This window comes from Acinetobacter sp. KS-LM10 (assembly GCF_036896575.1).
GTDB lineage: Bacteria > Pseudomonadota > Gammaproteobacteria > Pseudomonadales > Moraxellaceae > Acinetobacter > Acinetobacter avistercoris.
In genome coordinates this window covers 1,450,058-1,462,058 of sequence record NZ_CP145906.1, presented here as the reverse complement: position 1 = coordinate 1,462,058, position 12,001 = coordinate 1,450,058, and the positions used below count along the sequence as shown (strand labels likewise).

General features: G+C 39.1%; 16 protein-coding genes. All 16 read right to left on the bottom strand.

Annotated features, from left to right (window positions below):
* Positions 1-42: 42 nt before the first annotated feature.
* Positions 43-738: an orotidine-5'-phosphate decarboxylase gene (gene pyrF, locus V5M36_RS06695; RefSeq protein ID WP_338564086.1), complete on the bottom strand. Its 696-nt coding sequence runs from the start codon at positions 736-738 to the stop codon at positions 43-45.
* 144 nt (positions 739-882) lie between these two features.
* Positions 883-1,248, bottom strand: a complete 366-nt coding sequence (locus V5M36_RS06690; RefSeq protein WP_338563357.1) for a LapA family protein — start codon at positions 1,246-1,248, stop codon at positions 883-885.
* A gap of 15 nt (positions 1,249-1,263) precedes the next feature.
* Complete coding sequence (locus V5M36_RS06685) at positions 1,264-1,569, bottom strand: integration host factor subunit beta (RefSeq protein ID WP_338563355.1); 306 nt, start codon at positions 1,567-1,569, stop codon at positions 1,264-1,266.
* 161 nt (positions 1,570-1,730) lie between these two features.
* Positions 1,731-3,407 carry a 30S ribosomal protein S1 gene (gene rpsA / locus V5M36_RS06680; RefSeq protein WP_338563353.1) on the bottom strand — a complete coding sequence of 559 codons (1,677 nt, stop codon included), beginning with the start codon at positions 3,405-3,407 and terminating at the stop codon, positions 1,731-1,733.
* Positions 3,408-3,512: 105 nt separating this feature from the next.
* Positions 3,513-4,202 carry a (d)CMP kinase gene (gene cmk / locus V5M36_RS06675; protein WP_338563352.1) on the bottom strand — a complete coding sequence of 230 codons (690 nt, stop codon included), beginning with the start codon at positions 4,200-4,202 and terminating at the stop codon, positions 3,513-3,515.
* A 12-nt stretch (positions 4,203-4,214) separates the two neighbouring features.
* Complete coding sequence (locus V5M36_RS06670; protein ID WP_338563350.1) at positions 4,215-4,649, bottom strand: SRPBCC family protein; 435 nt, start codon at positions 4,647-4,649, stop codon at positions 4,215-4,217.
* A gap of 75 nt (positions 4,650-4,724) precedes the next feature.
* Positions 4,725-5,267, bottom strand: a complete 543-nt coding sequence (gene tadA / locus V5M36_RS06665) for a tRNA adenosine(34) deaminase TadA (RefSeq protein WP_338563347.1) — start codon at positions 5,265-5,267, stop codon at positions 4,725-4,727.
* A gap of 7 nt (positions 5,268-5,274) precedes the next feature.
* Positions 5,275-6,396, bottom strand: a complete 1,122-nt coding sequence (locus tag V5M36_RS06660; protein WP_338563345.1) for an enoyl-CoA hydratase/isomerase family protein — start codon at positions 6,394-6,396, stop codon at positions 5,275-5,277.
* On the bottom strand, positions 6,393-7,106 hold the full coding sequence (ung, locus tag V5M36_RS06655; protein WP_338563342.1) for a uracil-DNA glycosylase: 714 nt from the start codon (positions 7,104-7,106) through the stop codon (positions 6,393-6,395). Before ung ends, V5M36_RS06660 begins: the two co-directional genes overlap by 4 nt.
* 36 nt (positions 7,107-7,142) lie before the next feature.
* Complete coding sequence (locus V5M36_RS06650; protein WP_338563339.1) at positions 7,143-7,739, bottom strand: 6-pyruvoyl trahydropterin synthase family protein; 597 nt, start codon at positions 7,737-7,739, stop codon at positions 7,143-7,145.
* Between the two features lie 161 nt (positions 7,740-7,900).
* Positions 7,901-8,848 (bottom strand): type II secretion system minor pseudopilin GspK, encoded by a 948-nt coding sequence (gspK, locus tag V5M36_RS06645; RefSeq protein ID WP_338563336.1) that lies wholly within the window; start codon positions 8,846-8,848, stop codon positions 7,901-7,903.
* Between the two features lie 46 nt (positions 8,849-8,894).
* On the bottom strand, positions 8,895-9,533 hold the full coding sequence (gene gspJ, locus V5M36_RS06640) for a type II secretion system minor pseudopilin GspJ (RefSeq protein ID WP_338563334.1): 639 nt from the start codon (positions 9,531-9,533) through the stop codon (positions 8,895-8,897).
* Positions 9,530-9,931, bottom strand: a complete 402-nt coding sequence (gene gspI, locus V5M36_RS06635; protein WP_338563331.1) for a type II secretion system minor pseudopilin GspI — start codon at positions 9,929-9,931, stop codon at positions 9,530-9,532. The genes gspJ and gspI overlap by 4 nt, the downstream gene beginning before the upstream one ends.
* On the bottom strand, positions 9,918-10,532 hold the full coding sequence (locus V5M36_RS06630) for a type II secretion system protein (protein ID WP_338563327.1): 615 nt from the start codon (positions 10,530-10,532) through the stop codon (positions 9,918-9,920). Before V5M36_RS06630 ends, gspI begins: the two co-directional genes overlap by 14 nt.
* A gap of 3 nt (positions 10,533-10,535) precedes the next feature.
* The gene (locus V5M36_RS06625; RefSeq protein WP_338563326.1) at positions 10,536-11,150 is read right to left on the bottom strand and encodes a TetR/AcrR family transcriptional regulator; all 615 of its coding nucleotides are present in this window, start codon (positions 11,148-11,150) and stop codon (positions 10,536-10,538) included.
* A gap of 45 nt (positions 11,151-11,195) precedes the next feature.
* Complete coding sequence (locus tag V5M36_RS06620; protein ID WP_338563324.1) at positions 11,196-11,972, bottom strand: TatD family hydrolase; 777 nt, start codon at positions 11,970-11,972, stop codon at positions 11,196-11,198.
* Positions 11,973-12,001 lie beyond the last annotated feature (29 nt).

The window sequence follows — 12,001 nt, the reverse complement described above, 5'->3', positions numbered from 1 at the left end:
TAAACGTGGATTTTTTTAGAGCGATGAGGGTTAAAAAATAAATTATATTGAAGCCAAAATTTCTTTTAAGGTTTCACTAGGATGCGCTGATTGGGTAATCGGACGACCAATCACCAAATGCGTAGCGCCATCTAAAATGGCTTGCTTAGGCGTCACAATACGTTTCTGATCATCTGCATTCGCACCAGCAGGTCGAATACCCGGAGTGACTAAAGCAAATTCTTGACCCAAAGTTTCACGTAACATTTTTGCTTCTTGCGCAGAACAAACTACGCCATCCAGTCCACTCTCTTGTGTCAGCATCGCTAAACGTTTTACATGCTCAAAAGGTTCCACATCCAAACCTAAATCTTTCAAATCTTCACGACCCATTGAGGTCAGAACCGTCACAGCAATTAATTGCGTTTCATAATTACCAGCTTTCAAACGCTCTACACAGGTTTCCATCATTTTACGACCACCAGAAGCATGAACGTTGACCATCCATACGCCCATATCTGCCGCGGCACAGACTGCTTGTGCTGTGGTATTTGGAATATCGTGAAATTTTAGATCCAGAAAGACCTCAAAACCGAGAGCATGCAAAGCTTTTACAACTGAAGGACCTTCATGGGTAAAAATTTCTTTACCTACTTTTAATCGACAGAGTGATGGATCAAGTTGTTCAGCAATCGTTAATGCTTCTTTTTGGCTTTTCGCATCCAAGGCAACAATGATACTCATGGGTCTTCTTTCCATCACACAAAAGTTGCGTAATTATAGAGATCTTTAGCACGACCTGCAAAACATAGTTATCAATAAACTAGACTAAGCCAATATTTTTATTCAAATAAAAAAAATCCCTTCATTGCGAACAATGAAGGGATTTTGGAAGAACTCATCCTATAAAGGACGTGTATGACTGTCTTCCGCTTGAATATCTAATATCGTTTTTTCATGACGCACGCTTGCAGCAGCTTCAGCAGCAGCAAGTTGAGCACTCTGAATTTGTTCCTTACGGAGATGTTCAATGTCTTTACGTAAGCGTCTAATTTCCCAATTGTTTTGAAAAACACGGAAGATTTGAACACCTATGAGTAATCCTAGGACAATACCGATGACTAAGGTTAATAACAACAATAACCCTAGACGCATAGCAGGAACTTGAGTAAACCATAAGTCTACAGGCAATTCAGTACCATTGATTAATACCAATGCCAGAGAATATACAAATACTGCTACTAAAAGTAGCCCTAAGATAAAACGCATAAACACCTCATATTATTATTTATTTGCAGTTTCGTTTACAGCATCACGTAGTGCTTTACCAGGTTTAAAGTGAGGCACTGCCTTAGCAGCTACTTCTACAGATTTACCTGTTTTTGGGTTACGACCTACTCGTGGATCACGGTGATGTAAGGCGAAACTACCAAAACCACGTATTTCTATACGGCTATCAGAAGATAATGATGCAATCATTTGATCAATCATAATCTTAACAGCTTCTTCAACAAGTGGTTCAGCTAAATGCGGATTCTTAATAGAAATACGCTCTATTAAGTCAGACTTATTAAGTGCTTCAGTAGTCATCTGCGACCTCTTTAATTATCAAGCTACTTGGTAGATAGGCTGATAATAACCTGTTTAAATACAAAACGGTAGCGTAATAAGTTAATACTACGCTACCGTTTACAGTATTTGTGTAAAAAGTATTAGTTAAATTACATTAACAATACATTCACACAGAGATCTTAGCTACCCATTTGAGCTTTGATCAAATCACCAATAGTCTTAGGACCATTTTCAGAAGCTGGAGCTGCAACTTTTAAGTTAGCAACTGCTTCTTTTTCTTCAGCTTCGTCTTTCGCTTTGATCGACAAGTTGATAGCACGTGACTTACGGTCAACGTTGATGATTTTAGCTTCTACTTCTTGACCAACTTCCAAGAATTTAGTTGCATCTTCAACGCGATCGCGGTTGATTTCAGAAGCTTTCAAAGATGCTTCTACTTCGTCAGCCAATTTAATCGTTGCGCCTTTAGCATCAACTGCAGTCACAGTACCTTTAACCAATGCACCACGTTCATTCGTTGCCAAGAAGTCATTGAATGGATCGTTGTTCATTTGTTTGATACCAAGGCTGATACGGTTGCCTTCAGCATCTACAGACAAGATAACAGCTTCTACAGTGTCACCTTTCTTGTAACGACGAATAGCTTCTTCGCCTTGTTCGTTCCAAGAAATATCAGACAAATGTACTAGACCGTCGATACCACCTGGTAAACCGATGAAGATACCGAAGTCAGTGATAGATTTGATTGTACCAGAAACTTTTTCGCCTTTGTCGTGTGCCTTAGCAAACTCTTCCCATGGGTTAGCACGAGTTTGTTTGATACCAAGAGAAATACGACGACGCTCTTCATCAACTTCAAGAACCATAACATCAACTTCGTCACCAATCTGAACTACTTTAGATGGGTGGATGTTTTTGTTTGTGTGGTCCATTTCTGAAACGTGTACTAAACCTTCAACGCCTTCAGCGATTTCAGCGAAACAACCGTAATCAGTAAGGTTTGTTACGCGCGCTTTAACGATTGAACCTTTAGGGTAACGGTTCATAATCGCTAACCATGGATCTTCGCCTAATTGCTTAAGACCTAAAGATACACGATTACGTTCTTTGTCAAATTTAAGTACTTTAACAGTAACTTCTTGACCCACTTCAACAACTTCTGATGGATGCTTGATGCGTTTCCAAGCCATATCAGTGATGTGAAGAAGACCGTCGATACCACCAAGGTCAACGAATGCGCCGTAGTCAGTAAGGTTTTTAATTGTACCTGTAACTGTTTGACCTTCTTCAAGTTGAGAAAGTAATGCTTCACGGTCAGCTGAAGATTCAGCTTCCATAACTGCACGACGAGATACAACAACGTTGTTACGTTTAGCATCAAGTTTGATTACTTTAAACTCTAACTCTTTACCTTCAAGGTGAGTCGTGTCACGGATAGGACGAGTGTCAACCAAAGAACCTGGAAGGAACGCACGTACTGGACCGATGTCAACAGTGAAACCGCCTTTAACCTTACCAGAAATAACACCAGTAACGATTTCGCCGTCTTCAAAGATTTTTTCAAGTTTAGTCCAAGTTTCAGCACGTTTCGCTTTTTCGCGAGAAAGAACTGTTTGGCCCATACCGTTGTCAAGTGCTTCAACAACAACATCAACTGTATCGCCAACGTTAACTTCAAGTTCACGTTGTTCGTTTAAGAATTCAGAGCGAGATACAACACCTTCAGATTTAAGGCCAGTATCTACAGTTACCCAATCAGAATCGATGCTAACAACGATACCTTGGATGACTGCACCCTTTTCAACGTTGAGGTTTAATTCACTTGCTTCAAAGAGGGCTGCAAAAGATTCGGTCATGATATACCTAGAAAAGTCAGCGGTCTTGGATCAGACAAGGCCGGTTTAATTAAGTGTCCACATAGTCCATATAAACTGATCAAGCTATGCTTCTACTAATATTCGTTAATTACCCAACTGCGAATCAATATAATCAGTCATTAATTTAAATACGCTTTCGATGTTCAATTCTGAACTATCAATCACATAAGCATCTTTGGCTGGCTTCAATGGCGCCACAGTTCTTTCCATATCACGCTTATCACGCGCTTGGATATTGGATAAAATGTCGCTTATTTTAACATCTAGGCCCATAGCCTGCAACTGCTTTACACGTCGTTCGGCTCGAGATTCAGCTGAAGCGGTTAAATATATCTTCGCAATGGCTTCTGGAAACACGGTTGTGGCCATGTCACGACCATCTGCAACCAAGCCTGGAGCTTGTGCAAAAGCGCGTTGACGCTCAAAAAGCGCAGTTCTTAACACTGGAATTGCGGCAACTTTAGAGGCAAACTCACCCACTCGCTCTGTGCGAATGGTTTCAGTCACATCCACACCGTCAAGAAAGATACTGGTGCCGACACTTTGGCTTACAAATTTAATATCAAGATTTGTTGCAATATGTGTACTCAAATCAAGTGTTGCTTGTTGATCTAAAGTATCGATCAGGTTTTGTTGTTGCAAAGACAATCCAAGTAAACGATAAATCGCACCCGAATCCAATAAATGATATTGATAATGTTGCGCCAGTTTTGCAGCAAGTGTGCCTTTACCTGAACCGCTTGGCCCATCTATCGTGATAATGTGAATTGTCATTGCATGTCCAATTTAACTTAGAGTTTTTGCCAACTTCTTGAATCCTAGTGTAATGGCAAGTTTAAGCTGCGCAAGTATTAATTTGCTGACAAATGGCGCTTTTGCTTGTAATTCAATCGTGTAAGTGACCAATGTTTTGTTGGTATCTGTAGATTGAAATTCAATAATTCCCAAATGATGCTTAATCAATGGGTTTTTAATAATTTTATATTCAATACGTTCATTGACATCTAAAAGCGTAATTTGTTCTTGAAGTGGCATGATTGGAGCAATACCCATTTTACGTACAGAACCAACCCCATCTGGTCGCTGTGGATCCGTTGCATCCTGAATACGTTTTACCTGAATAGGTGCAAATACTTGATTAAACGTTGCGTGTTTAGACAAAAGTTCAAAAACTGTTTCGAGAGGCGCGTTAAATTCATGTTTGACTTGGATCGAATTCATTATTTTTTCCCTTAAAATGATAAGACTGACAATTCAATATGTCAGTTTAATTTTACATACTTTAATCTCAAAGTTTTAATCTTTATCTATTTTTTGTTGTAAACGAAATTGTCTTTTTTGTTCTCTTCTCATTTTAAAAAAATCAGAAAGTTGCGAGGAACATTGTTCTTGCATACAACCCGCAACGTACTTAAAACGATGGTTGTAATAACCTTGATTTTCAAGAAGTTGTCTAGCACTAATCAAAGATCCCGCTTTGGGTTCAGTCGCTGCAAATACCACACGCTGCACACGTGAGTGAATTAAAGCCCCCACACACATGGTACAGGGCTCTAGGGTTACATAAAGAGTCGCATCTTCAGGAAGACGATAATTTTGAATGTTTTGACACGCTTGTCGAATGGCGACGACTTCTGCATGTGCAGTCGGATCAGATTGAGTAATCGGTTGATTAAAACCTTGTCCAATGACCTGTCCTAAACTAACAATGACCGCACCCACTGGAATTTCTCCCAGTTGGGCTGCCAACGCAGCTTGCTCATAAGCAAGCTGCATCCATTTTTCATCTTCTTCAGTATAGACTTCTTCTAAATTGAACGTGTTTTCTTCGTTTAACATTAAAAATTTAAATTATTCCATAATGTTTTAACAAAGTATTCCAGCTTTCAATTGTGGTCACTGGAGGATTCTCACCTAAAATAGCTTTCAAACTCATATTTTCAGTTTTTTGCCATTCTGGCGATAAATCTTTATCAACCAAACGTGCACGCACACCTTCTACAAAATCAGGGTGACGAATTTTCCAGTCCGAGATCTGAGTTTCAAGATCAAATACTTCTTTCCAAGAGTGAACTTGGCGTCCCCACTGCCACAACAACCAAGTTATCGCTGCTGTGCTTGGCGAACCTTTTCCTAAGTTTTCACTCGCTTGTCTTAACCAGTCACTTCGCGCATCACTAAGACCAATGATCGCCTCGTAATCACTCTCAAAATTAGAACCACGGCAAACGCTATGAATCACATCGAGTGAAATTTGTAGCGGACCAGGAGAAACAGGACGATGCAAGCTGTTTAAAGTATCATCCAATGCACGGAAATCACCTGCTGGATAATGCGCCCAATCAATATCCAGTAATTTCTGCAATACAACATCACGTTGAGCATCACAAATATGAGTCGCCCAGCCGATGCCATAAGCACCTGCAGCAGTCATAATTGAACCCGTTAAGCCCGTAAATAGTCCTACTGGTCCACGATCTGCCAAGAAACGACTCGCACCCACATCTGGATATAAACCAATGTTCACTTCAGGCATTGCAAGTCGCGAATAAGGAGTGACTAAACGGAAAGGAGCAGCCATAAACAAGCCCAAGCCCCCACCCATGACATAACCTTCACCCCAGACCACAATGGGCTTAGCATAATTATGTAGCAACAAATCTAAAGCGTATTCTTGCTCAAAAAATTTGTTTGCGGCATCAACTTCATTATTAATAACCAATTGACGAAGTTTACGCACATCACCGCCAGCACAAAAAGCTTTAGGTGTTGTTGAATCAAGCCAAATCGCCTTTACACTGTTGTCTTGGTGATAGTCTTCAAACACATTTAAAAGTGCAGTTACGATCGACTCATCAAGAGCATGAAGCGATTTAGGACGATTTAAGCGAATGATCCGCCATCCATTGTTCGCTTCTTCAACGATTAAATCGGGATGATATTGGTTCGTATCAAGAGATATAGTCATGCTTCCAGCTGCCACTTAATCGGCTCAATGCCATTTTGTTTAAGATAATTATTTGTTTTAGAAAACGCCTTACAACCAAAAAAACCGCCTCGGTTCGCTGCTAATGGTGATGGATGTGCAGCTTTTAATACCAAGTGTTTATTTTGATCTATGCGTTGTCCTTTGCGTTGTGCATACGCACCCCAGAGGATAAATACGATATGTTCACGTTGTTCGTTTAGAACATCGATCACCGCATCGGTAAAGTCTTCCCAACCTTGTTTTTGATGCGATGTAGGCTGACCTGCTTCGACAGTTAACACGCTATTTAACAGTAAAACACCTTCTTCTGCCCATTGGGTCAAATTACCATGTTTTGCAGGAGCAATGCCTAAATCTGAATTTAATTCATGAAAGATATTACGCAAAGATGGGGGCAATGCAACCCCCTTTTGCACAGAAAAGCTTAAACCATGCGCTTGATTGGGTCCATGATAAGGGTCTTGACCGATAATCACCGCTTTAACCTGACTCAATGGCGTCGTATTAAAGGCATTAAAAATAAGCGAACTTGGCGGATATATAACCTTGTCTGCTTGAATTTCTTCTTTTAAAAACGAACGAATTTGATCCATCCGTTCACTCAGTAAAAATTCGGTTAAACTATTTTTCCATCCTTCTTCTAACCGAACTTGATTTAACTTCGTCATGTCTTGTTCGGTCATTTGCATTGCTGATCCATCCTGAATTCATTACTCATTTTAAATTTATACTTTAACCTGCAAATCTACAGCCGGATTTTGAAATTGCAAACCCGATTTCAAATTACGATACATATTTGAATCCGTCCATTCAGACTCAATTTGCTCAGAGAAGATAATTTGATCTAGCGCCAAAAGACCCATTTGCTCATTTTTAATATCTTCAATAAAGCTTTGTGCATAGCCTGTATCTGTTTCATGAACAATCACAGAATACACTTCCACATCCCCTTCACCATTTTGAGTCACAGTCGACTGTAAAACTTGCTGTGCCAAATAGAAAAAAATACGTGAAAACTGTTCTGCCGAAGGAGAAACAGGTAAAGAAACCCATCTTGCACTAAAGGTTTTACATGCTTGGATATAATCTGGGTTGTCATCTTGCCAAAAGCAAATGGCATGATCAAAACTATCATAAAGATCTTTGATGAAACCTTTTAATAAACCAAAGTCATAAACCATTTGGCCATGGTCAAGTTTTGAAGCTTTTAATAACAGCTCAACTTTATAGCTATGACCGTGAATAGACCGTTTACAACGATCAGATGTGCAATTACGCACAATATGCGCATTTTCAAATTTAAATAACTTACGAATTAACATATGCCACAGCAATCAACAAAACGTTAAGAACTTTGATTATAGATCAAATCTACAGGCGAGTTGATTAATTTTAACGTTTTAGTCAATTGGCAAAAAGTATTAAAAAATTATCCTTAAAATTAAAGGATTTTTTGACTAAATTAGAATAGCGCCAAACGGCATTAAAATGGTGCCAAACTGCGAGAATAAATATAAACCTGTCCATTCTCACGCATTAGATAACTGGTGAATTGTCTTTTTCGTTCAGACAACAGCACTTCAATCTGTGCTTTAAAAAATGTTGATTTCACATCTAATAATGATTCAAAAATTTTCTTATTTTCAGGTGCAATGGTATCAAATGGTGAGGTTTTCCAAAGTGCATTGGTATTTTCAAAATACTCCATATTGCTTTGTTTCATATTCAATAAATTTTGAATCGTATTAACATCTAGGCGCTCATCCATTGCTGCCAAGACCATTGCAGGCGCTGTATTGATATTGATCTTGGTTGTTATGCTTGGTATTGCCGTAATATACGGCGCAATTAAATCATATTGATTTCCTTCAAAACCACGGACTTGTTTAAGCTCTTCTTTATGATGGAAAATCGTATTAGCAGCCAGATACGGCTCAGACAAGCCCATATAATAATCACTCTCAGCCCCCATTGGGCCAATCGTTAAATCATCTTTATCTTGCCAGTCTATTACCGCCTGACTTAAATCTGGATTCAAATTGACTCGCTTCAGTAAATTTTCAAAAAACTTCTGAGCATTTTCATTCGGTAAGCCATTCTCGTTCAGCAAGCTATTTAAATTAAATTTTCCGGACTCATCAATAATTTGACCTGAAACCATACCGCCATCCACTGGAAAACCTGGCATAGGCTTTGCCCAGTTCTCTTGTAAGTAATCGACCTGAGATTCTGATTCAGCATCTTGAACCAAAAGTTCTGAGAAGAAAGTTTCTGCGCTTTTAGCATAATACATTGCTTGATTCTGACGCATTAAGTAGGCAGTGCTTTCATTGGTATAGGACTGACGCTTTGCAATGGTAGCAGCAATAATCGTCGCCAAAGCCACCATCATTAAAATCGTAATCAGTGCAATGCCTTGTTGTTTTTTCATATTAGAAATCATCACTACTTATACATCTAAGCATTCTGCTTTAACCTTAACGCTTTTGGCCGATTAAAAAATCTGAGTTAAGTAAACTAAAAATCCACTCGTACTCGACTTCACGCAATGTAAATTTAATCTTAAATCCTTTCGGTAATAATTGTGCAGCTTGATTATCACCTGCCCCTAGTGCACCTTCTGGCCACTGCATTAACTCATTTGGATTTAAAATTTGAATTTGGTATTGCTCTACATCAGACAATAAAACACTTGAAAGTGGCTGAGCAGATTGACTGACATTTAAATTCGGATATTTCAGGCGATATATTTTTTTATCTTGTGCATTATATTGATATTCAATTCGCTCAAAAGGAGACAATCCTTGCTTAAGCGGATCAGTGACTCCCGCTTTACTAAAGATCAAATTTTGATTATTTAAAATGAGTGCAGGCTGAATTTCTCCAGCAACATTTGCGGTGATCGGAACAACTTGTAAAGCATCTCGTTGAATTTGTAAAAATGCACTTTGTAGTTGGCCCAGATTTTCTTCATGGACTGCATTACGATCTTTAACCTTAATTAAATAATCAAAGACTCTCCATCCTAAAGCTGAAAGTACCGCAAAAATCGCGATGGCAACCAATAACTCAACTAAAGTAAAGCCATTTCGATGAGAGCCTAATGACTTTTTCATGGTTGATTTACTTGCGCAGCAGTTTTAATTGGATAGTTATAAAACACCATATTTGTTATCCCTGCTTCAACCTTGCCACTTTCGTTATTAAATAGACTTACTTGTATTTCAATTTTTTGTACATTTGGACTGATGGTAGATTCGGATCGTTTATCAATTTGCCACGTTTCACCTTGAGCTGTGAATTGTTCTGATTGCGTCCCTTCAAGCCACTCACCATTCATTTGCATTTTTGCGATTTCGTTTTGGGCGACAAACTGTGCTTTTGTTCTTAAAATGGCGTTGGCTGTTGATTGAGTATATTGCATAGCAACTTTGGTTAATGCCATTGCTGCAACTGCAAAAATAGCCAGCGCAACGACAACCTCGATCAAGGTAAATCCCTTATGAGTTTTCATGTACGTTGCCTAAATAATCAATTTGAATTAATTCACCAACGGGTTTTTGCTGAAAATACATTTGAATACGGACAGGCTTCACCTCTCCATTACCCAACCAAATTAACTTAGGCGAATCTCCACCCACCAATTCGCTATTATTGGCTCTTTTGAAATCATGTTGTTCCGATTCAAGAGAAAAAGAAACAGCTTGGGGTAGTGTTTTCGTATACGAGTCGTCCAGCTCAACCCATTGCTTAGATTTAGAAAGACTTGCTTGTACTGACTGATTCGAACCTGATGCAAGATTTATTTGCCCATTATTTGTAGATGGAGAGCTTGTTGCTTGAGAACGGTATTCTTGTATCGCATATTGGAATGTAGCAACATCTGTTGCAGGTTTGACCACCAAAGCAAAGATACGTGACTGATCATTCGCTTCACGATTTATACGTTTTAAATCCATGATCAGCATTTCACGGGTTTGCATCGCTTTACGCTGATCAACCCCACCTAGATTCATGACCACCAAAGACGCCATAATACTGATGATCACAATGACCACCATAAGCTCAATCAGTGTAAAACCCTGATGCTTTTGAGCTAATCGTCCGTTCATCATGTATTAGGCCACATGCTCGGATGCCAGTGCATGTTTGGGTAACATCAACGCTTGATCAATTAAAGAGACACGCAAAGTATCGCGACTCCCCAAATAGCGTTGATAAAAACTTGAATTTAATATGGCTGCGCCACCATGCGTCACTGACCAAATCGAAGCCAAGTAATCTCTGGATGACATCTTACTTCCAATCGACTCTAAGTAGTTTTCCGTCATGCGGATAATAATTCTTAAGCGGCTTTTGCGAACTTGATACATTTCATTGAACAAGTGGTTAATTCCTTGTCCTGTCGTTGAAAGACGCTCTTCAATTTGGTGAAATAACACTGTACGTTCAGGATGATGTAAATGATGGAGCATAAAAAATGCCAAATGCTCTGGGAATCCTTTTTCAGTATCCGCCACCATTTCAAGTAACATGCGCTCATTCAGAATAATCAGCAACATATACAACTCATCTTTACTTTGAAAGTGTTTATAGAGCGTACCTTTGGCTAAATCCAATTCAGCAGCCAGAGCATCCAAAGTCATTCCTGACTCACCATTTTCTAGCAGAAGTTGTTCAGCTACCTGAAATATTAATGCTTCTCTTGCTCTAAACTGAGCCTGACGATCCATCTTCACTCTATAAACTCTCTTCTTTCTATTTATTCCGTTTAAACACTAAGATTGCGCTTTAAGAAGATTTTCAAAATTTTGTGTCGTTATATAAGCAATCTCTTCAAGTGACTTATCATATACATCACTTAAAGCTTTGGCTACATAAGGAACGTACTTTGGTTCATTCGGCTTTCCTCGATAAGGCATCGGTGCCAAATAAGGACTATCAGTCTCGATCAAAAGACGATCCAAAGGAACCTGCTTAGCAACATCTCGTAAATCTTGCGCATTCTTAAATGAAACAATTCCTGAAAATGAAATGTAATAACCGCAATCAAGCACTGCTTTCGCCGTTTCCCAATCTTCAGTAAAACAATGCAAAATACCATGCGTAGATTGCTCTGCACGAATAATATCGATGGTATCTTGCTTTGAAGACCGTGTATGTACAACCACAGGTTTTTTAACGATTTTTGATGCTTGAATATGGCGTGCAAAACACTCTTTTTGCGCTAATACTAATTCTGTACTGTGAAAATAATCTAATCCCGTTTCACCAATTGCCCACACTTTCTCTGAGCGAGCCAGTTCAATAAGTTTCTCGACAGTCGCACGTTTCATCATCTCGGCATCTTCACAAGGATGCACACCCACACTATAGCCTACAGCTTGGTGTCGACTGGCAATTTCTGATAAAGCAATGTGATCATCTAAATCTACAGAAATTCCCATCATTTTGGAAACGCCTGCTTCTTGCGCTTGTTGAATAGCAAGATCTATATCACCACCATAAGGCTCTAGATTTAACATGGTCAAATGACAATGTGTATCAACAAACACAGCAACACCTATAATTTTGAAAATTGGGA